The 20,195-nt window shown below is 72.9% G+C and carries 23 protein-coding genes and 1 pseudogene; 20 read left to right on the forward strand and 4 right to left on the reverse strand.

Translation table 11 applies throughout. The features are described from left to right. Nucleotides 1-13: 13 nt before the first annotated feature. On the forward strand, nucleotides 14-700 hold the full coding sequence (locus AVW11_RS03385) for a hypothetical protein (RefSeq protein WP_076043166.1): 687 nt from the start codon (nucleotides 14-16) through the stop codon (nucleotides 698-700). Nucleotides 701-790: 90 nt separating this feature from the next. Here AVW11_RS03385 and ybaK read toward each other — a convergent pair whose 3' ends face one another. The 3 genes from ybaK to AVW11_RS03400 are packed head-to-tail and all read right to left on the reverse strand — an operon-like array spanning nucleotide 791 to nucleotide 3,675. Further along, a complete protein-coding gene (ybaK, locus tag AVW11_RS03390; RefSeq protein ID WP_030855506.1) occupies nucleotides 791-1,285 on the reverse strand; it encodes a Cys-tRNA(Pro) deacylase in 495 nt (164 codons plus the stop codon). A gap of 19 nt (nucleotides 1,286-1,304) precedes the next feature. Then, nucleotides 1,305-2,042 carry an LON peptidase substrate-binding domain-containing protein gene (locus AVW11_RS03395; RefSeq protein ID WP_030855504.1) on the reverse strand — a complete coding sequence of 246 codons (738 nt, stop codon included), beginning with the start codon at nucleotides 2,040-2,042 and terminating at the stop codon, nucleotides 1,305-1,307. 34 nt (nucleotides 2,043-2,076) lie between these two features. Then, entirely contained in the window at nucleotides 2,077-3,675 is a 1,599-nt protein-coding gene (locus AVW11_RS03400; protein ID WP_030855502.1) for a hypothetical protein, read from the reverse strand. A gap of 126 nt (nucleotides 3,676-3,801) precedes the next feature. On the opposite strand from AVW11_RS03400, the gene hisD reads away from it, so the two are divergent. Genes hisD through hisF form a run of 8 tightly spaced genes read left to right on the forward strand, consistent with a single transcriptional unit; the run spans nucleotide 3,802 to nucleotide 9,539 of the window. Continuing rightward, nucleotides 3,802-5,151, forward strand: coding sequence for a histidinol dehydrogenase (gene hisD / locus AVW11_RS03405; protein WP_076043167.1), 1,350 nt, complete (start codon nucleotides 3,802-3,804; stop codon nucleotides 5,149-5,151). After that, complete coding sequence (locus AVW11_RS03410) at nucleotides 5,130-6,257, forward strand: histidinol-phosphate transaminase (RefSeq protein ID WP_173675218.1); 1,128 nt, start codon at nucleotides 5,130-5,132, stop codon at nucleotides 6,255-6,257. Before hisD ends, AVW11_RS03410 begins: the two co-directional genes overlap by 22 nt. Continuing rightward, a complete protein-coding gene (hisB, locus tag AVW11_RS03415) occupies nucleotides 6,254-6,847 on the forward strand; it encodes an imidazoleglycerol-phosphate dehydratase HisB (RefSeq protein ID WP_030665603.1) in 594 nt (197 codons plus the stop codon). Before AVW11_RS03410 ends, hisB begins: the two co-directional genes overlap by 4 nt. Before the next feature lie 2 nt (nucleotides 6,848-6,849). Further along, nucleotides 6,850-7,017 carry a hypothetical protein gene (locus tag AVW11_RS37645; protein WP_030855494.1) on the forward strand — a complete coding sequence of 56 codons (168 nt, stop codon included), beginning with the start codon at nucleotides 6,850-6,852 and terminating at the stop codon, nucleotides 7,015-7,017. Beyond that, complete coding sequence (gene hisH, locus AVW11_RS03420; protein ID WP_060178927.1) at nucleotides 7,014-7,664, forward strand: imidazole glycerol phosphate synthase subunit HisH; 651 nt, start codon at nucleotides 7,014-7,016, stop codon at nucleotides 7,662-7,664. The genes AVW11_RS37645 and hisH overlap by 4 nt, the downstream gene beginning before the upstream one ends. After that, nucleotides 7,664-8,392: a bifunctional 1-(5-phosphoribosyl)-5-((5-phosphoribosylamino)methylideneamino)imidazole-4-carboxamide isomerase/phosphoribosylanthranilate isomerase PriA gene (gene priA, locus AVW11_RS03425; RefSeq protein WP_030855490.1), complete on the forward strand. Its 729-nt coding sequence runs from the start codon at nucleotides 7,664-7,666 to the stop codon at nucleotides 8,390-8,392. Before hisH ends, priA begins: the two co-directional genes overlap by 1 nt. Then, on the forward strand, nucleotides 8,389-8,787 hold the full coding sequence (locus AVW11_RS03430; RefSeq protein ID WP_030855488.1) for a RidA family protein: 399 nt from the start codon (nucleotides 8,389-8,391) through the stop codon (nucleotides 8,785-8,787). The genes priA and AVW11_RS03430 overlap by 4 nt, the downstream gene beginning before the upstream one ends. Continuing rightward, nucleotides 8,784-9,539, forward strand: a complete 756-nt coding sequence (gene hisF, locus AVW11_RS03435; RefSeq protein WP_076043168.1) for an imidazole glycerol phosphate synthase subunit HisF — start codon at nucleotides 8,784-8,786, stop codon at nucleotides 9,537-9,539. The genes AVW11_RS03430 and hisF overlap by 4 nt, the downstream gene beginning before the upstream one ends. 578 nt (nucleotides 9,540-10,117) lie before the next feature. Here the strand turns inward: hisF and AVW11_RS03440 are convergent. Further along, a complete protein-coding gene (locus AVW11_RS03440) occupies nucleotides 10,118-10,750 on the reverse strand; it encodes a TIGR03085 family metal-binding protein (protein ID WP_076043169.1) in 633 nt (210 codons plus the stop codon). A gap of 91 nt (nucleotides 10,751-10,841) precedes the next feature. On the opposite strand from AVW11_RS03440, the gene hisI reads away from it, so the two are divergent. The 11 genes and pseudogenes from hisI to lgt all read left to right on the forward strand — a co-directional run bounded on the left by hisI (nucleotide 10,842) and on the right by lgt (nucleotide 20,068). Next, nucleotides 10,842-11,210, forward strand: coding sequence for a phosphoribosyl-AMP cyclohydrolase (hisI, locus tag AVW11_RS03445; RefSeq protein WP_030850960.1), 369 nt, complete (start codon nucleotides 10,842-10,844; stop codon nucleotides 11,208-11,210). A gap of 17 nt (nucleotides 11,211-11,227) precedes the next feature. After that, a complete protein-coding gene (locus AVW11_RS03450) occupies nucleotides 11,228-12,718 on the forward strand; it encodes an anthranilate synthase component I (protein WP_030850957.1) in 1,491 nt (496 codons plus the stop codon). A 14-nt stretch (nucleotides 12,719-12,732) separates the two neighbouring features. Then, nucleotides 12,733-13,413 (forward strand): TIGR02234 family membrane protein, encoded by a 681-nt coding sequence (locus AVW11_RS03455; RefSeq protein ID WP_030850954.1) that lies wholly within the window; start codon nucleotides 12,733-12,735, stop codon nucleotides 13,411-13,413. 123 nt (nucleotides 13,414-13,536) lie between these two features. Continuing rightward, nucleotides 13,537-13,788 (forward strand): HGxxPAAW family protein, encoded by a 252-nt coding sequence (locus AVW11_RS03460; RefSeq protein WP_030850950.1) that lies wholly within the window; start codon nucleotides 13,537-13,539, stop codon nucleotides 13,786-13,788. Nucleotides 13,789-13,856: 68 nt separating this feature from the next. Next, on the forward strand, nucleotides 13,857-14,357 hold the full coding sequence (locus tag AVW11_RS03465; protein ID WP_107277630.1) for a DUF2752 domain-containing protein: 501 nt from the start codon (nucleotides 13,857-13,859) through the stop codon (nucleotides 14,355-14,357). A gap of 172 nt (nucleotides 14,358-14,529) precedes the next feature. Beyond that, nucleotides 14,530-15,339: an indole-3-glycerol phosphate synthase TrpC gene (trpC, locus tag AVW11_RS03470; protein WP_076043170.1), complete on the forward strand. Its 810-nt coding sequence runs from the start codon at nucleotides 14,530-14,532 to the stop codon at nucleotides 15,337-15,339. An 8-nt stretch (nucleotides 15,340-15,347) separates the two neighbouring features. After that, nucleotides 15,348-15,539, forward strand: coding sequence for a tryptophan biosynthesis modulator TrpM (gene trpM / locus AVW11_RS03475; RefSeq protein WP_030850940.1), 192 nt, complete (start codon nucleotides 15,348-15,350; stop codon nucleotides 15,537-15,539). 204 nt (nucleotides 15,540-15,743) lie between these two features. Next, nucleotides 15,744-16,994: a tryptophan synthase subunit beta gene (trpB, locus tag AVW11_RS03480; RefSeq protein ID WP_030850937.1), complete on the forward strand. Its 1,251-nt coding sequence runs from the start codon at nucleotides 15,744-15,746 to the stop codon at nucleotides 16,992-16,994. Beyond that, nucleotides 16,991-17,833 (forward strand): tryptophan synthase subunit alpha, encoded by an 843-nt coding sequence (gene trpA, locus AVW11_RS03485; RefSeq protein WP_076043171.1) that lies wholly within the window; start codon nucleotides 16,991-16,993, stop codon nucleotides 17,831-17,833. Before trpB ends, trpA begins: the two co-directional genes overlap by 4 nt. A 131-nt stretch (nucleotides 17,834-17,964) precedes the next feature. Then, nucleotides 17,965-18,720, forward strand: a pseudogene (locus AVW11_RS03490) (DsbA family protein); the annotation flags it as partial. Nucleotides 18,721-19,012: 292 nt separating this feature from the next. Then, a complete protein-coding gene (gene lgt, locus AVW11_RS03495; RefSeq protein WP_079250492.1) occupies nucleotides 19,013-20,068 on the forward strand; it encodes a prolipoprotein diacylglyceryl transferase in 1,056 nt (351 codons plus the stop codon). Nucleotides 20,069-20,195 lie beyond the last annotated feature (127 nt).

Genomic DNA, 20,195 nt, shown 5'->3' on the forward strand with positions numbered 1-20,195 from the left:
GCACGATGTGGGGGTGACCGAAGCCGTGACCCCGCAGTCCCCGTTCGACCCGCCGCCGTCGCCGCCCGAGAAGCCGGGCGGCACCGCCGCGGCCGTCCGCCCGGAGGACATCCGCGACGGGGCCGTCGTGGCCCTCGTGGTCGGCGTGACCGGGCTGCTCCTCGGGCTGCTGTGGTGGTGGCTGGCGCCCCGGGTGCAGTTCGTCTCCAACGGGGAGGCGGTGTTCCTGCGCAACAGCGAGAGCGAGGCGCGGATCGCCGCCGACGGCACCTTCTTCCTGCTGGCGCTCGGGCTGGGCGTGCTCAGCGCCGTCGGCACCTTCCTGTGGCGCAGGGCCGGGGGTGTGCCGCTGGTGATCGGGCTCGCCGTCGGGTCCTGCTTCGCCGCGCTGGCGGGGTGGCGGTTCGGGCTGTGGCTCGGCTCGTCGTCGAGGGACCTGGCGGCCGCCGCGGCCGCGGCCGGCAAGGGGGTGCCGTTCGACGCGCCGCTGGAGCTGCTGGCCTACGGGGCGCTGCTGGCCTGGCCGATGACCGCCGTGCTGCTGCACCTGGGGTTCACCGTGCTGTGGACGCCGCGGGATCCGGAGCCGGACCCGCTGTACGGATGGAGCGGCTCCTACCAGCCGGCGCCGCCGCTGGCCGAGCGGGCGCTGCCGCCGGCCGACACCGGTCCGACGGCGTCGGAAGCCCCGCGCGCCTGACCCCTCCGTGGTGGTCGGCCGCTGACCCCGCCCCTTCTCCGTCCCCCGGGAGCACGGGCGGGAGCCCGGTGGAGGCTGCCGGGCCGGAGGTCAAGGGCGGGCGATCGGGGCCAGGGTGGCTTCGGTGAGGGCGGCCAGGTCCGCCGGGGAGAGTTCGATCTCCAGGCCGCGGCGGCCCGCCGAGCAGCAGATCGTGGGGTGGACCGTCGCCGACTCGTCGATCACCGTGCGCAGCCGCTTGCGCTGTCCCAGCGGGGAGATGCCGCCGCGGACGTAGCCCGTGGTGCGTTCCGCCAGGGTCGGGTCCGCCATCGCCGCCCGCTTGCCGCCCACCGCCGTCGCCAGCGCCTTCAGGTCCAGCGACCCCGACACCGGGACCACCGCCACCGTCAGGGCGCCGTCCACGTCCGCCACGAGGGTCTTGAAGACCTGCGTCGGCGAGACGCCCATGGCCTCGGCCGCCTCCTCGCCGTACGAGGGATGAGCCGGGTCGTGCTCGTAGGCGTGCGTGGTGAAGGCGACCCCGGCCGCCGTCAGGGCCGCGATCGCCGGAGTGCCGGCCGCCTGCTTCGTCTTCTTCGCCATCGGTCCCCCATCGGGCAGGTCAGTTGGGGCTCGTCGGAGCCCGGGTCAGGTCCACCGCCGGCAGCGACGGCAGATGACGGATCACGGCGGTCTCCGTGCGCAGCAGTTTCAGTTCCTCCGCCAGCCGTGTCGCCGTGTCCGGGGCCTGGAGCAGCCGCTGCCTCGCCGGGATGTCCAGCACCGCCGCCGCGGCCACCAGGTACGACACCACCGACGGCTCGTCGGGGAGTTCTGCGCCCGTCAGGGACCGCTCGCGGGCCCCGGCCAGCCGCTTCTGGTAGGTGCGGAAGGCCCGCAGCACCCCCTCCGCGAGGACCCCGGCGCCATCGCCCGCGTCCTCCGCCAGCTCCTCCAGCTCCGCCGTCAGGAAGGGGCCCGAGGCGTCGACCGAGAGCAGCCTGACCCGCGTCGTCCCGGTCGCCAGGACCTCGAAGCTGCCGTCCTCCCGCTCCCGGATCGTCGCCGCCTCGGCCACGCAGCCCACCCGGTGGAACGCCTGGATCGGATCCGCGCCGAAGCCCGCGGCCGGGCCCCGCTCGGGCAGCGCCGTCGGGTCCGGCAGGCCGGGCGCGGTCGGGGCCACCTCCCGGCCGTCGCGGATCGCGACGACCGCGAAACGACGAGGCTCGTCCTCGCCCGCCTTCAGCAGCTCGCGCATCATGGCGCGATAACGCTCCTCGAAGACGTTCAGCGGGAGGACGAGTCCCGGGAACAGCACCGAGTTCAGCGGGAAGAGGGGCAGGCGAACGGTGGTCACGACGCACAGCGTAATCGTCCGAAGACGCCCCCCGTCACCCCCGCCGCAGCAGCCGGGAAGCCCCCGCCGCCACCGTCGTGGCCAGGATCCAGCCCATGATGACGAGGCCCGCCGCCCCCCACTGCCAGCCGCCCGCCAGTTTCCACTGACCCTGCTGCCCCAGGTCGATCACCGGCAGGAGCAGGTCCAGCGCGTACAGGGGGGCACTCCACTGCGGATGCTCGTCCTGCTTGATCGCCGGCGGGTCGAGCTGGGAGAACAGCAGCGTCCCCGCCGCCCACAGCACCGCCATCCACAGCGCGGCCCGGCCCGGCCGGTACCCGTAGACCACCGTCCAGTCCTGGAGGTACCCCCACGCCTTCGGCCCCGGCGGCAGCGTGGCCCGGCGCCGCCGCTGCTTGGCCAGCAGCACCTCCCGCGCCTCCGCGTCCTCGCCACTGGCCCGCAGTACGGCGGCCAGCCGCTCGTAGGGGCCCGGCGAGTACTCGGGCGTGGCCGCCTCCAGCCACGCCAGCCGGCGGGCGAGGGGGAAGTGGCCGCGGGGCGCGAGGTCGTCGTACTCGAACCCCTCGATGGACAGCCCGCCCGGGCCCGGCCAGCTCGTGGAGGTGTCGACGAGCTTGACCACCTTGGCCCCGGACACCACCACCCGCCCGCGCTCCGGCCCCTCCCCGACGAAACGGAACTCCGGGGTCTGGATCCGGCGCAGGGATATCTCCTGCTCGTCCGTGAGCTCGAAGCGGGCGCCGTAGAAGTCGATGGCGTCCCCGAACCGGCCGTCGTCCAGCCGCAGCCCGCCCCGGCACTCGAACGGCTGCGCCCGCTGCCCCCGCGTCGGCGTCCGGCCCAGCCCGTACGGGGGAGTGGAGGAGCCCGAGCCGCCCCGGCCGTAGTCCATGGCGATCGAGGTCAGGTACAGGGTGCGCTCCACGGTCAGCTGCGGGGCGTTCAGCGCGTACCGCCCGGCCGGATTGCGCAGCCGGGCCCCGCGCAGGTTCATCGACACCCCGACCTTCGCGCCGCGCAAACTCACCTCCCCGTACGTCTCCAGCAGCTCGCCCTGGAAGTCCTGGGCGACCGACATCCCGTCCGCGGCGATCGCCCGGCCCTTGTTGTCCCGCTGCACCACCGCCTGGCTCACCAGCAGGTCGGTGCCGATCTGCGCGTCGGTCAGCCGGATCCCCCGCGCCATCCGGCAGCGCGGCAGGTGCAGATCGCCCTCCGTGTGCAACCGGGACGCCTCCAGCCGCGGGATCGCACAGTTGACCAGGCGCAACGTGCCGAAGCGGGCCTCGGACAGCTGGATCTCGCTGTCGAAGCGGCACGACTGCAGCTCCACGTACGGAGCAACCGTGCCACCGGAAAGATCCAGCCGCCCGGTGATCCGTACGCCGCGCAGCTTCAGGGACGCCACCCGGCCCGGCACCGGCGGCGGACCGTGGAGCAGCAGCAGCGCCACCACCGCGGCGCGGACGCTGCGCCCGGGACCCCACACGTGGTCGGCGTGCGGATCGTCCCGGTCGGCGGCGCGGACACTGAGGTCGCAGACGCTGCCCGTCCGGAAGGCGTCCCACATCCGGCGCTCGGAAGCGCTGAGATCCCCCGGTTCCCCGTCCGGGCTCGCCTCGGTCACCGCGGTCCCCCTCCGCCTGTCATGTACGTGTAGGCGAACGCTAACGGGCGCCCGTGGCGTCCGGGGCGTGTATCAGCCAGTGATACGGGCGGACGGTGGCACGAAGCGGTCTGAGAGAATTGGGAGGTGATCTCTCGTATCGACCTGCGCGGTGACGCCCTCCCCGAGGGCGGCGCCCTGCGCGACCTGCTGCCCCGTGCCGAGTTCGACGTAGAAGCTGCCCTGGAGAAGGTGCGGCCCATCTGCGAGGACGTCCATCATCGTGGCACGGCGGCGCTGATCGAGTACGCGCAGAAGTTCGACGGGGTGACGCTGGAGCAGGTCAGGGTGCCCGCCGAGGCCCTCAAGGCCGCCCTCGACGAGCTCGACCCGGCCGTCCGCGCAGCCCTCGAGGAGTCGATCCGGCGCGCCCGGATCGTGCACCGCGAACAGCGCCGCACCGAGCACACCACCCAGGTGGTCCCCGGCGGCACCGTGACCGAGAAGTGGGTTCCGGTGGAGCGCGTGGGCCTGTACGCCCCGGGCGGCCGCTCGGTGTACCCGTCCTCCGTCGTCATGAACGTGGTGCCGGCCCAGGAGGCGGGCGTCGAGTCGATCGCGCTCGCGTCCCCGCCGCAGAAGGACTTCGGGGGGTTGCCGCACCCGACGATCCTCGCCGCGTGCGCCCTGCTCGGGGTGGACGAGGTGTACGCGGCCGGCGGCGCCCAGGCCGTCGCGATGTTCGCGTACGGAACGGAAGACTGCCTTCCGGCCAACATGGTCACCGGCCCCGGCAACATCTGGGTCGCCGCCGCCAAGCGCTACTTCACCGGCCGCATCGGCATCGACACCGAGGCCGGCCCGACCGAGATCGCCGTCCTCGCCGACTCCACCGCCGACCCGGTGCACGTCGCCGCCGACCTGATCAGCCAGGCCGAGCACGACCCGCTGGCCGCGGCCGTCCTCGTCACGGACTCCGCCGAGCTCGCGGACGCCGTCGAGCGGGAGCTGGAGCCGCAGATCGCCGCGACCAGGCACGTCGAGGACCGGATCAAGCCCGCCCTCGCCGGCAAGCAGTCCGCGATCGTCCTCGTCGACAGCCTGGAGGACGGCCTCAAGGTCGTCGACGCCTACGGCGCCGAACACCTGGAGATCCAGACCGCCGACGCCGCCGCCTGGGCCGCCCGCGTCCGCAACGCCGGCGCGATCTTCGTCGGCCCCTGGGCCCCGGTCTCCCTCGGCGACTACTGCGCCGGCTCCAACCACGTCCTGCCCACCGGCGGCTGCGCCTGCCACTCCTCGGGCCTGTCCGTGCAGTCCTTCCTGCGCGGCATCCACATCGTCGACTACACCCGCGACGCCCTCGCCGAGGTCACCCACCACGTGGTCACCCTCGCCGAGGCCGAGGACCTGCCCGCCCACGGCGCCGCCCTCAAGGCACGTTTCGGCGGAGCCGTACCGGACAAGCACAGCGGATGGAAGGTCCCCACCCCGTGAGCATCGGAATCGACGACCTCCCCATCCGGGACGAACTGCGCGGCAAGAGCCCGTACGGCGCCCCGCAGCTCGACGTGCCCGTCCAGCTGAACACCAACGAGAACCCCTACGAGCTGCCCGCCGAGCTCGTCGCGCGCATCGCCGAACGCGTCGCGGACGCCGCCCGCACCCTCAACCGCTACCCCGACCGGGACGCGGTCGAGCTGCGCACCGAGCTGGCCGCCTACCTCACCCGGACGGCGGGGCACCCGGTCGCGCGGGAGAACGTATGGGCCGCCAACGGCTCCAACGAGGTCATCCAGCAGCTGCTGCAGACCTTCGGCGGGCCCGGCCGCACCGCGATCGGCTTCGAGCCCTCCTACTCCATGCACGCGCTGATCTCCCGCGGCACCGGCACGGGCTGGATCTCCGGCCCGCGCCGCGCGGATTTCACCATCGACGTGGAGGCCGCCGAGCGGGCGATCGCCGAGCACGCCCCCGACGTCGTCTTCATCACCTCGCCCAACAACCCCACCGGCACCGCCGTCGACGCGGAGACCGTCCTGGCCCTCTACGAGGCGGCCCAGGCGGCCAAGCCCTCCCTCGTCATCGTCGACGAGGCCTACGTGGAGTTCAGCCACCGGGACTCGCTGCTGCCCCTCATCGAGGGCCGGCCCCACATGGTGATCTCCCGGACCATGTCCAAGGCCTTCGGCGCCGCCGGCCTGCGCCTGGGCTACCTGGCCGCCCACCCCGCCGTCGTCGACGCCGTACAGCTGGTGCGCCTGCCGTACCACCTGTCCGCCGTCACCCAGGCGACGGCCCTGGCCGCCCTGGAGCACACCGACACCCTGCTCGGCTACGTCGAGCAGCTCAAGGCCGAACGGGACCGCCTCGTCACCGAGCTGCGGGCCCTGGGCTACGAGGTCACCGAGTCCGACGCGAACTTCATCCAGTTCGGGAAGTTCGAGGACTCGCACACCGCCTGGCAGAAGATCCTCGACCACGGGGTCCTGGTCCGGGACAACGGCGTACCCGGCCGGCTGCGGGTCACCGCCGGCACCCCGGCAGAGAACGACGCGTTCCTGGAAGCGGTTCGCGCACTGAAGAAGGAGCAGCACGCATGAGCCGCATCGGACGGGTCGAACGGACCACCAAGGAGACCTCCGTCGTCGTCGAGATAAACCTCGACGGAACCGGCCGGGTCGACGTCTCGACGGGCGTGGGCTTCTACGACCACATGCTCGACCAGCTCGGCCGCCACGGCCTCTTCGACCTCACCGTCAAGACCGACGGCGACCTGCACATCGACTCCCACCACACCATCGAGGACACCGCCCTCGCGCTCGGCGCCGCCTTCAAGCAGGCCCTCGGCGACAAGGTGGGCATCTACCGCTTCGGCAACTGCACCGTGCCGCTCGACGAGTCCCTCGCCCAGGTCACCGTCGACCTGTCCGGGCGCCCCTACCTGGTGCACACCGAGCCCGAGAACATGGCGCCGATGATCGGCTCCTACGACACGACGATGACCCGGCACATCCTGGAGTCCTTCGTCGCCCAGGCGCAGATCGCCCTGCACGTCCACGTCCCGTACGGCCGCAACGCCCACCACATCGTGGAGTGCCAGTTCAAGGCCCTCGCCCGCGCGCTGCGCTACGCCGCCGAGTTCGACCCGCGCGCCGCCGGCATCCTGCCCTCCACGAAGGGCGCCCTCTAGCAGTGAACGGGCTGAACACCATCCTGATCGTCCTCGGCCTCTTCCTGGCCGGGGGCGTCTACTCCTTCCAGAAGCAGCAGATGCCCAAGTCGGTCATCATCCTGCTCGCCCTCGCCTCCGCGATGTGTCTGGCAGCCGGAGTCCTGCGAATCCAAGGAATCTGGGAATGAGCACAGCACGCCCCACCAAGAAGGTCGTCGTCTTCGACTACGGCTTCGGCAACGTCCGCTCCGCCGAACGCGCCCTCGCCCGCGTCGGCGCGGACGTCGAGATCACCCGCGACTACGACAAGGCCATGGACGCCGACGGACTCCTCGTCCCCGGCGTCGGCGCCTTCTCCGCCTGCATGCAGGGCCTCAAGGACGTCCGCGGCGACTGGATCATCGGCCGCCGCCTCTCCGGCGGCCGCCCCGTCATGGGCATCTGCGTCGGCATGCAGATCCTCTTCGAACGCGGCATCGAGCACGGTGTGGAGACCGAGGGCCTCGACGAGTGGCCCGGCACGGTCGGCCCGCTCAAGGCCCCGATCGTCCCCCACATGGGCTGGAACACCGTCGAGGCCCCGGCCGACAGCCAGGCCTTCGCCGGCCTGGACGCCGACGCCCGGTTCTACTTCGTGCACTCCTACGCGGCACGCGACTGGAGCCTGGAAGTCACCAACCCGCTGATCCGCGCCCCCAAGGTCACCTGGGCCACCCACGGCGAACGCTTCGTCGCGGCGGTGGAGAACGGGGCCCTGTGGGCCACCCAGTTCCACCCCGAGAAGTCCGGCGACGCCGGCGCCCAGCTCCTCACCAACTGGATCGAGACCCTCTGATGCCGAACACGCTTGAGCTCCTTCCCGCGGTCGACGTCCGCGACGGCCAGGCCGTCCGCCTCGTCCACGGCGTCTCCGGCAGCGAGACCTCCTACGGCTCCCCGCTGCAGGCGGCCCTCGCCTGGCAGGCCGCCGGCGCCCAGTGGCTCCACCTCGTCGACCTGGACGCCGCCTTCGGCACCGGCGACAACCGCGCCCTCGTCGCCGAGATCACCCGCGCCATGGACATCAAGGTCGAGCTGTCCGGCGGCATCCGCGACGACGCCTCGCTCGCCGCGGCCCTCGCCACCGGCTGCACCCGCGTCAACCTCGGCACCGCCGCCCTGGAAACCCCCGAGTGGGCCGCCAAGGCCATCGCCGAGCACGGCGACAAGATCGCCATCGGGCTCGACGTACGCGGCACCACCCTCAAGGGCCGCGGCTGGACCAGCGAGGGCGGCGACCTCTACGAGACCCTCGCCCGCCTCGACTCCGAGGGCTGCGCCCGCTACGTCGTCACCGACATCGGCAAGGACGGCACGCTCACCGGCCCCAACCTGGAGCTGCTGAAGAACGTCTGCGCCGCCACCGACCGGCCCGTCGTCGCCTCCGGCGGCGTCTCCTGCCTGGACGACCTGCGGGCCCTGTCCGAGCTGGTCCCGCTGGGCGTCGAGGGCGCCATCGTCGGCAAGGCCCTGTACGCCAAGGCCTTCACCCTGGAAGAAGCCCTGAAGGTGGTCTCCGCATGAGCAGCTCCCCCGACGCCGGCGCCGTCCGCCGCATCTCCTCCGGCGGCCCCTACGAGGACGTCATCGGCTACTCCCGCGCCGTGCAGCTGCCGAACGGCCTCGTCCTGGTCTCCGGCTGCACCGCGGCCGACGCGGGAGGCCCGTACGACCAGACCGTCGCCGCCTTCGACGTCGCCTTCAAGGCCCTCGCCCAGGCGGGTCTCGGCCCCGAGGACGTCGTCCGCACCCGCATGTACCTCACGCACGCCCGCGACGTGGAGGAGGTGGGCCGCGCCCACAAGGAGCTCTTCGACGCGGTCCGCCCGGCCGCGACGATGCTCATCGTCTCCGGCTTCGTCGACCCCTCGATGGTCGTCGAGGTGGAGGTAGAGGCGTACAAGGCGGTGTCCGCATGAGCCTCGCCGTACGCGTGATCCCCTGCCTCGACGTGGACAACGGCCGCGTCGTCAAGGGCGTCAACTTCCAGAACCTGCGCGACGCGGGCGACCCGGTGGAGATGGCCAAGCTGTACGACGCCGAAGGCGCCGACGAGCTGACCTTCCTCGACATCACCGCGTCCTCCGGGAACCGCGAGACCACCTACGACGTGGTGCGCCGCACCGCCGAGCAGGTCTTCATCCCGCTGACCGTGGGCGGTGGCGTCCGCACGGCCGACGACGTCGACAAGCTGCTGCGCGCCGGGGCGGACAAGGTGGGCGTGAACACGGCCGCCATCGCCCGCCCCGAGCTGATCCAGGAGATCGCGGAGCGGTTCGGCCGGCAGGTCCTCGTCCTGTCGGTCGACGCCCGCCGCACCGGGTCCGGCACGTTCGAGGTCACCACGCACGGCGGCCGCCGGGGCACCGGCATCGACGCCGTCGAGTGGGCCCACCGGGCCGCGGAGCTGGGCGCGGGCGAGATCCTGCTGAACTCGATGGACGCCGACGGCACGAAGGACGGCTACGACACCGAGATGATCGCGGCGGTCCGCAAGCACGTCACCGTGCCGGTGATCGCCTCCGGCGGCGCGGGCCGCCTCGGCGACTTCGCCCCGGCCATCGCCGCGGGCGCGGACGCGGTGCTCGCGGCGTCGGTGTTCCACTTCGGCGACCTCCGCATCTCCGAGGTCAAGACGGCCCTGCGCGAAGCGGGCCACCCGGTCCGCTAGTCCCGTTGCCCTGGCCGGGCGCTGCCTCTGCCCTGGCCGGGCGGTGCGGTGGTTTTCCGTCTGCGGGCCGGTGGCCGCGCCTCAATCGCCGGCGGGGCTGGATGGGTGGGGCGGTGCCCCTGCGGGGGCTCTCCTCGGCTCGGCGCGTGCGGCCCCGGCTGGAACGTACGGCCTGGGTTGCGCCTCGTCCTGCGGGGAGCCCCCGCAGTGTCCCCGCCTCACGGCCCGGCTGCGCAGGAGACGGCCCGACCCCGCCGAGGGAGGGCAGGGACCCGCCTCGTCCGGGGTGGGCGGGACCGGCCCGGTGGGGGTGTGGGGACGGTGGGGGGTGTCCCCGCAGGACGAGCGCGCAACCGGGGCCGTACGTCCGAGCCATGCCCGCACGCGCCGAGCCGAGGAGACACCCCCCGGCGGCCCCGCACCCCCACCCCCCTTGTCCCGCTCCGCCCCGGGACACCACCCAGCCCCGCCGGCGTTTGAGGCGCGGCCACCGGCCCGCAGACGGGGAAAACACCGGCAGCGCCCGGCCAGGGCACCGGCACCGCCCGGCCAGGGCAACGGCGGCCCGGCCGGCGAGGTCAGAGGCCCAGCTCCGCCACCGTCAGCTTCGCGACGGCCTCCTTCTCGCCGTCCAGCGTCACCGCGGCAGCCGCCTGCCGGCCGAAGCAGAACAGCGTCAGCTCCCCCGGCTCGCCGGTCACCGTCACCACCGGCGCACCCTTGTGCGCCACCGCCGTCTGCCCGTTCGGGCGCCTCAGCACCAGGCCCACCGGCGAGCGGCGCCCCGTCAGCCGGGCCATCCTCTCCAGGCGCGACCACAGCGCGTCCGAGAACACCCGGTCCAGCTCCCGCGGGGACCAGTCCGGCTGGGCGCGCCGGACGTCCTCCGCGTGGACGTAGAACTCCACCGCGTTCGCCGCCTCGTCGATCTGCTTCAGCGCGTACGGCGACAGCCGCGGCGGCCCCGTCCGGATCAGCCGGATGAGCTCCTCGTACGGCTTGGCCGTGTACTCGGCCATCGCCGCGTCCAGCCGCCCCTTCAGCACGTTCAGCAGCAGGCCGCCCGCCGCGTCCGGCCGCCGCTCCCGCACCACCACGTGCGCGGCCAGGTCGCGGCAACTCCAGCCGGTGCACAGCGTGGGGGCATCGGGACCGGCCGCCTCCAACAGGTCCGCCAGCAGCAGTCGTTCACGCTTCGCATGGGTAGACATGCGAGCCAGCCTACGGCGGGAACCCGCCGTACGCCCGCCCATCAGACGGACATGGATCACCACCCCCGGCCGCGCCCGGCACAATGGGCGCATGAGTACGACCCCCCGCCCCGGCAACCTCGACCCCGCCATCGCCGCGCGCCTCAAGCGCTCCGCCGACGGCCTGGTACCGGCCATCGCCCAGCAGTACGACACCGGTGAGGTGCTCATGCTCGGCTGGATGGACGACGAGGCCCTGCACCGCACCCTGACCACCGGCCGCTGCACGTACTGGTCCCGCAGCCGCCAGGAGTACTGGGTGAAGGGGGATACGTCCGGCCACTTCCAGCACGTCAAGTCCGTCGCCCTCGACTGCGACGCCGACACCGTGCTCGTCCGGGTCGACCAGGTCGGAGCCGCCTGCCACACCGGATCCCGCACCTGCTTCGACGACGACGTCCTCCTCCGCGCAGCCGACTAGGTAGGGGTCCCCACGCAATGGATCTTGAGACGTTCCGCAAGCTCGCGGCCGACCGCCGCGTCATCCCCGTGAGCCGCAAGCTGCTCGCCGACGGGGACACGCCCGTCGGGCTCTACCGCAAGCTGGCCGCCGAACGCCCCGGCACCTTCCTCCTGGAGTCCGCGGAGAACGGCCGGTCCTGGTCCCGGTACTCCTTCGTCGGGGTCCGCAGCGACGCGACCCTGACCGTCCGGGACGGCCGCGCGCACTGGATCGGCACCCCGCCCGTCGGCGTGCCCACCGACGGCGACCCCCTCGACGCCCTGCGTGCGACGGTCGAGGCCCTGCACACCCCCCGCGACCTCGCGGGCGACATGCCGCCCTTCACCGGCGGCATGGTCGGCTACCTCGGCTACGACATCGTGCGCCGCCTGGAGCGCATCGGCGAGCACGGCAGCGACGACCTGGAGCTGCCCGAGCTGACGATGCTGCTCACCTCCGACCTCGCGGTGCTGGACCACTGGGACGGCACCGTCCAGCTCATCGCCAACGCCATCAACCACAACGACCTCGACTCCGGGGTCGACGAGGCCTACGCGGACGCCGTGGCCCGCCTCGACGCCATGGAGGCGGACCTGGCCCGGCCCGCGCCCTACGCCCCGGCCCCGCTGCCCGCCTCCGAGCTGCCCGAGTTCTCCGCCCTGTGGGGCGGTGAGAAGTACCAGGCGGCCGTCGAGGACATCAAGGAGCGCATCCGGGCCGGCGAGGCCTTCCAGGTGGTGCCCTCGCAGCGGTTCGAGACCTCCTGCACGGCCTCCGCGCTGGACGTCTACCGGGTGCTGCGCGCCACCAACCCGTCCCCGTACATGTACCTCTTCCGCTTCGAGAACGGCTTCGACGTGGTCGGGTCGAGTCCCGAGGCGCTGGTCAAGGTCGAGGACGGGCGGGCCATGGTCCACCCGATCGCCGGCACCCGCCACCGGGGCGCGACCCCGCAGGAGGACAACGACCTCGCCGAGGAGCTGCTGGCCGACCCCAAGGAGCGCGCCGAGCACCTGATGCTCGTCGACCTCGGGCGCAACGACCTCGGCCGGGTCTGCGAGCCGGGATCGGTGGAGGTCGTCGACTTCATGTCCATCGAGCGGTACTCCCACGTCATGCACATCGTCTCCACCGTGACGGGGCGCGTGGCCGAGGGGAAGACCGCCTTCGACGTGCTGACCGCCTGCTTCCCCGCCGGCACCCTCTCCGGGGCGCCCAAGCCGCGCGCCATGCAGATCATCGAGGAGCTGGAGCCCTCCCGCCGCGGCCTCTACGGCGGCTGCGTGGGCTACCTGGACTTCGCCGGTGACTCCGACACCGCCATCGCCATCCGTACGGCGCTGCTGCGCGACGGCACCGCGTACGTGCAGGCCGGCGCCGGCGTCGTCGCCGACTCGGTGCCCGAGCTCGAGGACAACGAGTGCCGCAACAAGGCCGCCGCGGTGCTGCGCGCGGTGGCAGCGGCGAACCGCCTGAGCGGCGTCTGAGGGCGTAGGGGATAGTGGGGTACGTGAGTGCCGTACCCCCGCCCCGATCCGACGCCTCCGCCGAGCCCGAGTCCGAGGCCCCCGACAGCCGCAGCAGCCGCCGCAGCGTGGCCGCGGCGCTGCTGCTCGGCGCGCTCGGCGCCACCGTCGTCCTGCTCGCCTCCGGCCGGGTCTGGGCCCGGGGCACGGCCGCGATCGGCAGCGACTCGCTCCCGCTGAGCGCCGACGGTCGGGCCGTGACCGGGCTCCCGGCGGCCCTGGCCATCGTGGGCCTGGCCGCGCTGGTCGCCCTGTTCGCCGTACGCGGCAGGAGCCGGCTGCTGGTGTCGGGCCTGCTGGCGCTCAGCGGCCTCGGCGCGGCGCTGTCGGCCCTCTTCGGCTCCGACGGCCGCAGCGTCCTGGACGCGCAGGCCGTCCGTACGACCGCCGACAGCGCGGCGCAGGTGGCCGGCCTGACCCAGACCACGTGGCCGTACGTCACGGCCGCCGGGGCGGTCCTGATCCTCGCCGCCGGCCTGCTGGCGCTGCGCTTCGGCCGCGGCTGGCCGTCGATGGGCGGCCGCTACGAGCGTGACGGCGGCCGCCGTCCGCGGGCCGCCGCGGCGGTGGATCCGGACCGGCCGGAAGATCTGTGGAAGGCTCTGGACCGCGGCGAGGACCCGACCACGGGACCGAGCGGCGACCGGACCCGCTGACCGGCCCCCGAGCCGACCCCCCCTGGACGGCGAAGCCGCCCGGTGCGGGACAATGTCACCGAGCGTCCGACACAGACCGCACGTTCGACACAGCAGTGCGACAGAGCAACGAGGAGCAAACTCATGGCGGGCACTAGCCACGGACACACCCCGGCCGCCTGGACCGGTGTCATCATCGCCTTCATCGGTTTCTGCATCTCCGGCGCCTTCATGGTGCTCGCCAACCCCCTCGGCTTCTGGGCCGGCATGGTCGTCGTCGCGCTCGGCGGTGTCGTCGGCCTGGCCATGAGGGCCGCGGGCATGGGCGCGCCGAAGGCGGCCCACAAGGACCTCGCCGAGGTCATCGCCGCGAACAAGGTCCCCGCCAAGGCCTGAGCGCGCCACCTGCGCCGGTCCTGGAAGAGAGCCGAAAGGCGCGGCCCCGCCGGGCTGCGCCTTTTGTCGTGAGCGGAGAGAATCAGCAGGTGGACGCCTCCAGCACCCCCGACGCCGGGCCCGGTCCGCAGGCCGGGCCGGCCGCCCCCGCGGTGCCCGCCGAGCGGGCGTCCCGGGCCAGGCGGCTCGCCGCCCCGGCGCTCTACCTGGCCGCGGCCGGCGCGGCGTTCGCGTATGTGGGCGCCGTGGACCCCAACGAGCCGGGCCACTACCCGGTCTGCCCGCTGCTGCGGCTGACGGGCGTCCTGTGCCCGGGCTGCGGCGGGCTGCGCAGCGCGCACGCGTTCGCGCACGGGGATCTGGCCGCCGCCTTCGGGTCGAATGCCCTCGCGGTCGTCGGCTACTTCGTCTTCGCGGGGTTCATGGCCCTGTGGCTGGTTCGCGCCTTCCGCGGCGGGCCGGCTCCGAGGATCGTGTTGCGTCCCGCCCACTCGTGGGCGGTGGGTGCGGCGGTACTGGTTTTCGCCGTTGTCCGAAATCTCTCTTTCGGGGCGGCACTGGCGCCCTGAGCCCGGCGCACAGCCGGGATGAAGGGCGTATTCCGAATGTCCAGTTACTGGGACGCCGTCAACCGAGTGCGGAGGGCGACGCCTCCGCCGGATACCATTTGATTGCCGACCTTGCAGTGGTACGTGTCTGCAGGGCGGCCGACCGTCATCGACCCGGAAGGGGGCCGCTCGCGTGAGTGTGCTCGACGAGATCATCGAAGGGGTCCGCGAAGACCTTGCCGAACGGCAGGCCCGCGTGAGCCTCGACGAGCTCAAGGAGCGTGCCGCCAAGGCGCCCCAGGCCAAGGACGGCGTCGCGGCTCTGCGTGGCGACGGCGTCAAGGTGATCTGCGAGGTCAAGCGCTCCAGCCCCTCCAAGGGCGCGCTGGCCGCGATCGCGGATCCGGCCGGGCTCGCCGCGGACTACGAGGCGGGCGGTGCGGCGGTCATCTCCGTCCTCACCGAGCAGCGCCGGTTCGGCGGCTCGCTGGCCGACCTGGAGGCCGTCCGCGCCCGCGTGGACATCCCGATCCTGCGCAAGGACTTCATCGTCACGGCGTACCAGCTCTGGGAGGCCCGCGCCTACGGCGCCGACCTCGCGCTGCTGATCGTCGCGGCCCTGGAGCAGGAGGCCCTCGTCTCCCTCATCGAGCGGGCCGAGTCCATCGGCCTCACCCCGCTCGTCGAGGTCCACGACGAGGAAGAGGTGGAACGCGCGGTGGTCGCCGGCGCCAAGATCATCGGTGTCAACGCCCGCAACCTCAAGGACCTCAAGGTCGACCGCTCCACCTTCGAGCGCGTCGTCGGCGAGATCCCGGCCCACATCGTCAAGGTCGCCGAGTCCGGCATCCGCGGACCGCACGACCTGATCGCCTACGCGAACGAGGGCGCCGACGCCGTCCTCGTCGGCGAGTCCCTGGTCACCGGCCGCGACCCGAAGGCGGCCGTGGCCGACCTCGTCGCCGCCGGGGCCCACCCGGCCCTGCGCCACGGACGGAGCTGACCCGTTCCATGACCCCTGACCGCCCCTCCGTCCGCACGCGCCGCGTGCCGACGGCGTACGCGCCCCTGGCGCGCGGCTGCCGCCCCCGCGGCTGCCGCGCCCCGGCCCGGCGCGTCCACGGGCGGCGGGTCCGGTACGTGATCGGCTCCGAGCCCGGCCAGGTCAACGGCATGCGATGGCGCCGCGCAGGCGCGCCGTAACGAGGGCTGCCGCGGCCCGGTACGCGAGACGTACCGCGCCGCCAGGCGGTCCCGTACGGCCTGCTGCCCGGGCCGACCGGCTCCGGGAGCGGGCCGCTGCGCACCGTACGCACGACATCCCCCAGCGGGGTGCGCGCGGCACGGGCGGGCGGCGCAATACGGTGAAACCACCCGCCGCATCTCGCACCCGTAGGAGCACTGGACATGTCCAGCGAGTTCTTCATCCCGGACCCGGAGGGTCACGTTCCCAACGCCGAGGGCTACTTCGGCGACTTCGGCGGCAAGTTCATCCCGGAGGCGCTCGTCGCCGCCGTGGACGAGGTCGCCGTCGAGTACGAGAAGGCCAAGGACGACCCGTCCTTCGCGGCCGAGCTGGGCGACCTCATGGTCAACTACACCGGCCGCCCCAGCGCCCTCACCGAGGTGCCCCGCTTCGCCGAGCACGCCGGCGGCGCGCGGATCTTCCTCAAGCGCGAGGACCTCAACCACACCGGCTCGCACAAGATCAACAACGTGCTGGGCCAGGCGCTGCTCACCCGGCGCATGGGCAAGACCCGCGTGATCGCCGAGACCGGCGCCGGCCAGCACGGCGTGGCCACCGCCACCGCCTGCGCCCTCTTCGGCCTCGACTGCACCATCTACATGGGCGAGATCGACACCCAGCGCCAGGCGCTGAACGTCGCCCGCATGCGCATGCTCGGCGCCGAGGTCATCGCGGTGAAGTCCGGCTCGCGGACCTTGAAGGACGCGATCAACGAGGCGTTCCGCGACTGGGTCGCCAACGTGGACCGCACCCACTACCTCTTCGGCACGGTCGCCGGCCCGCACCCCTTCCCGGCGATGGTCCGCGACTTCCACCGCGTCATCGGCGTCGAGGCCCGCCGCCAGATCCTGGAGCGCGCCGGCCGGCTGCCCGACGCCGTCGCGGCCTGCGTCGGCGGCGGCTCCAACGCCATCGGCCTGTTCCACGCCTTCATCCCGGACACCGGCGTCCGCCTGGTCGGCTTCGAGCCCGCCGGGCACGGCGTCGAGACCGGCGAGCACGCGGCCACCCTCACCGCGGGCGAGCCCGGCATCCTGCACGGCTCCCGCTCCTACGTCCTCCAGGACGAGGAGGGCCAGATCACCGAGCCGTACTCCATCTCGGCCGGCCTGGACTACCCGGGCATCGGCCCGGAGCACTCCTACCTCAAGGACGCCGGCCGAGGCGAGTACCGCGCCGTCACCGACGACGCCGCGATGCAGGCCCTGCGCCTGCTCTCCCGCACCGAGGGCATCATCCCCGCGATCGAGTCGGCGCACGCCCTCGCAGGCGCCCTGGAGCTGGGCAAGGAGCTGGGCAAGGACGGCCTGCTGGTCGTCAACCTGTCCGGCCGCGGCGACAAGGACATGGACACGGCGGCCCGCTACTTCGGGCTGTACGACGGCGAGAGCGCCGAGGGGGAGTCGAAGTGAGCAACGCCAGCGAAAAGACCGGCAACATCCAGCTGCTGAGCGACACGCTCGCCAAGGCGAAGTCCGAGGACCGCGCCGCCCTCGTCGCCTACCTGCCGGCGGGCTTCCCGACCGTCGACGGCGCCATCGACGCGGTCAAGGCCGTCGTCGCGGGCGGCGCGGACATCGTCGAGATCGGCCTCCCGCACAGCGACCCGGTCCTCGACGGCGCCGTCATCCAGACCGCCGACGACATCGCCCTGCGCGGCGGGGTCAAGATCGCGGACGTGCTCCGCACCGTGCGCGAGGCCCACGAGGCGACCGGCGCGCCGATCCTGGTGATGACGTACTGGAACCCGATCGACCGTTATGGCGTCGAGCGGTTCACGGCCGAGCTGGCGGCGGCGGGCGGGGCCGGCTGCATCCTGCCCGACCTGCCGGTCCAGGAGTCCGCGCTGTGGCGCGAGCACGCCGAGAAGCACGCTCTGGCGACCGTCTTCGTCGTGGCGCCGAGCAGCAAGGACGAGCGCCTGGCCACCATCACGGCCGCCGGTTCCGGCTTCGTCTACGCCGCCTCGCTGATGGGCGTCACCGGCACCCGCGAATCGGTCGGCAACCAGGCGCAGGACCTGGTGCGCCGTACACGGGCCACGGACGGGGCCCGCCGCGGGCTCCCCGTCTGCGTCGGCCTCGGCGTCTCCAACGCCGCCCAGGCCAAGGAGGTGGCCGCCTTCGCCGACGGGGTGATCGTCGGCTCCGCCTTCGTCAAGCTGCTGCTGGACGCCCCGGACCTGCCCACCGGGCTGGACGCCGTACGGGCTCTGGCGGGCGAACTCGCGGCAGGCGTACGCAGGAGCTGAGACAAAACGGACACCTGATCGGGTTCTGTAGTCCGATCGGGTGGAATGGCGGACAGGGAGGCACGCGAGTGCCTCCCTGCTTCGTTTGGCGGAGCGTGAGCGACAAGAACGACGGTGCCAACCGCGATGCGATGAAACGATCGGCCCGGGAGCGACTCCAAGCGGAGCGCGAGCGGCAGAAGACCCGGGACAAGCGCCGGCGGACCCTGATCGTGGCGGCGGCGGTGGTCGGCGTCCTGGGGCTGGCGACGGTCGTGGGCGTGATCGCGGCCAACGCCGGCAAGGACACCAGCGCCAAGGGCGGCCCGGTCGTCGCCCCCAGCGGCGCCACCGGGAAGGACGCTCTCGCCATCCAGACGGGCAAGCCCGAGGCGAAGGCCACCCTCACCGTGTGGGAGGACTTCCGCTGCCCGGCCTGCAAGTCCTTCGAGGACAACTACCGGGAGACCATCCACGAGCTGGAGGCGAAGGGCCTGCTCAAGGTGGACTACCACCTGGTCACGCTCATCGACGGGAACATGGGCGGCAGCGGCTCCCTGAAGGGGGCGAACGCGGCGGCCTGCGCGCAGGACGCCGGCAAGTTCTCCGAGTACCACGACATCCTCTTCCAGAACCAGCCGGAGGAGATCGACGACGCCTACGGCAAGAACGCCAAGCTGCTGGAGCTGGCGGGCAAGGTCGACGGGCTGGTCACCCCCGAGTTCACGGCGTGCGTCGAGGAAGGCACGCACAACAGCTGGGTGGCCAAGTCGCACGAGGCCTTCGCCGCCGGGAACTTCCGCGGCACGCCGACCGTGCTGCTCGACGGCAAGGACATCTTCTCCGACCAGGCCGACCCGCTGACCCCGCAGAAGCTGAAGGAGAAGGTGGAGGCGGGCGCCCAGGGCTCCGGCGGGGCCGGGGCCAAGGGCGCCGGCAAGGAGACCGGCAAGGAGTCGGGCAACGACACCGGGAAGAGCGAGGCGAAGGCCTCACCCTCGGCATCGAGGACGGCGTCGAAGAATCCCGCGAGCAGTTCCGGGAACGGGTCCGGGAACGGCACGGGGATCGGCTCCGGGAACGGGCCCGGGAACGGGTCCTCGGGGGACTGACTTCCGCCGATCCATGTCTGGATTTGGTTTCGACCCTGCCGGGCGGGTTGCGGTACGCACCGTGCGGCAGGGTAGCGTCAGGTCTGCCATGGACATTGCTTACATCCCCAGTCCGTCGACCGGCGTGATCCATCTCGGACCGATCCCGCTCCGCGGCTACGCGTTCTGCATCATCATCGGCGTCTTCGTCGCCGTCTGGCTCGGCAACAAGCGCTGGATCGCGCGCGGCGGAAAGCCGGGCACGGTCGCGGACATCGCCGTGTGGGCGGTGCCGTTCGGGCTGGTCGGCGGTCGCCTCTACCACGTGATCACCGACTACCAGCTCTACTTCGGCGAGGGCCGCAACTGGGTCGACGCCTTCAAGATCTGGGAGGGCGGCCTCGGCATCTGGGGCGCGATCGCGCTGGGCGCGGTCGGTGCCTGGATCGGCTGTCGGCTGCGCGGCATCCCGCTGCCGGCCTGGGCCGACGCCCTGGCCCCCGGCATCGCGCTGGCCCAGGCGATCGGCCGCTGGGGCAACTGGTTCAACCAGGAGCTCTACGGCCGGGCCACCGACCTGCCCTGGGCGGTGGAGATCAGCGCCGGCCCGAACCGGGACGCCGGGACCTACCACCCGACCTTCCTGTACGAGTCGCTGTGGTGCATCGGCGTCGCCGTCTTGGTGATCTGGGCCGACCGCCGCTTCAAGCTCGGCCACGGACGGGCCTTCGCCCTGTACGTCGCCGCGTACTGCGTCGGCCGCGGCTGGATCGAGTACATGCGCGTCGACGAGGCCCACCACATCCTGGGTGTGCGGCTGAACGTCTGGACCTCGATCGCCGTCTTCGTCCTCGCGGTCGTCTACTTCGTCCTCTCGGCGAAGCTGCGGCCGGGCCGCGAGGAGGTCGTCGAGCCGGACCGCTCCGGCGGCGGTGACGGAAAGGACAAGGCCAAGGCCAAGGCCGAGGCCGAGGCCGACGACAAGGCCAAGGCCGAGGTTGACGACAAGGCCCAGGCTGCGGTCGAGGCGGCCGACGCCGGGCCCAAGGACTCCGCGCCGGCCCTCGCCCCGCGCACCGACACCACGGTGGCGCAGGGAGCCGTCAAGGCCGACCTGCGCAAGCCGGCCGTGGACGCCGAGGCCCCGGAGGCCGACAAGTCCTGACCGCGCAGCGGTCGAGAGGGGGGTGCCGCGCACGACGCGGCACCCCCCTCTCGCTATACCCACCCGTCACCGGCGCGCCCGGGGCCGGGGGCGGGGTGCGGCGGGCGGGGGAGGGCCGCCGGGCGCG

It is taken from the genome of Streptomyces amritsarensis (assembly GCF_001953875.1).
Lineage (GTDB): Bacteria > Actinomycetota > Actinomycetes > Streptomycetales > Streptomycetaceae > Streptomyces > Streptomyces amritsarensis.

Bases quoted from the DNA above. Each gene is read 5' to 3' on its own strand.
- ybaK (WP_030855506.1), bottom strand. From the start codon at position 1,285: ATGGCGAAGAAGACGAAGCAGGCGGCCGGCACTCCGGCGATCGCGGCC.
- AVW11_RS03410 (WP_173675218.1), top strand. From the start codon at position 5,130: ATGGAAGGTCCCCACCCCGTGAGCATCGGAATCGACGACCTCCCCATC.
- hisB (WP_030665603.1), top strand. From the start codon at position 6,254: ATGAGCCGCATCGGACGGGTCGAACGGACCACCAAGGAGACCTCCGTC.
- hisH (WP_060178927.1), top strand. From the start codon at position 7,014: ATGAGCACAGCACGCCCCACCAAGAAGGTCGTCGTCTTCGACTACGGC.
- priA (WP_030855490.1), top strand. From the start codon at position 7,664: ATGCCGAACACGCTTGAGCTCCTTCCCGCGGTCGACGTCCGCGACGGC.
- AVW11_RS03430 (WP_030855488.1), top strand. From the start codon at position 8,389: ATGAGCAGCTCCCCCGACGCCGGCGCCGTCCGCCGCATCTCCTCCGGC.
- hisF (WP_076043168.1), top strand. From the start codon at position 8,784: ATGAGCCTCGCCGTACGCGTGATCCCCTGCCTCGACGTGGACAACGGC.
- AVW11_RS03440 (WP_076043169.1), bottom strand. From the start codon at position 10,750: ATGTCTACCCATGCGAAGCGTGAACGACTGCTGCTGGCGGACCTGTTG.
- hisI (WP_030850960.1), top strand. From the start codon at position 10,842: ATGAGTACGACCCCCCGCCCCGGCAACCTCGACCCCGCCATCGCCGCG.
- AVW11_RS03450 (WP_030850957.1), top strand. From the start codon at position 11,228: ATGGATCTTGAGACGTTCCGCAAGCTCGCGGCCGACCGCCGCGTCATC.
- AVW11_RS03460 (WP_030850950.1), top strand. From the start codon at position 13,537: ATGGCGGGCACTAGCCACGGACACACCCCGGCCGCCTGGACCGGTGTC.
- trpM (WP_030850940.1), top strand. From the start codon at position 15,348: ATGACCCCTGACCGCCCCTCCGTCCGCACGCGCCGCGTGCCGACGGCG.
- trpB (WP_030850937.1), top strand. From the start codon at position 15,744: ATGTCCAGCGAGTTCTTCATCCCGGACCCGGAGGGTCACGTTCCCAAC.
- lgt (WP_079250492.1), top strand. From the start codon at position 19,013: ATGGACATTGCTTACATCCCCAGTCCGTCGACCGGCGTGATCCATCTC.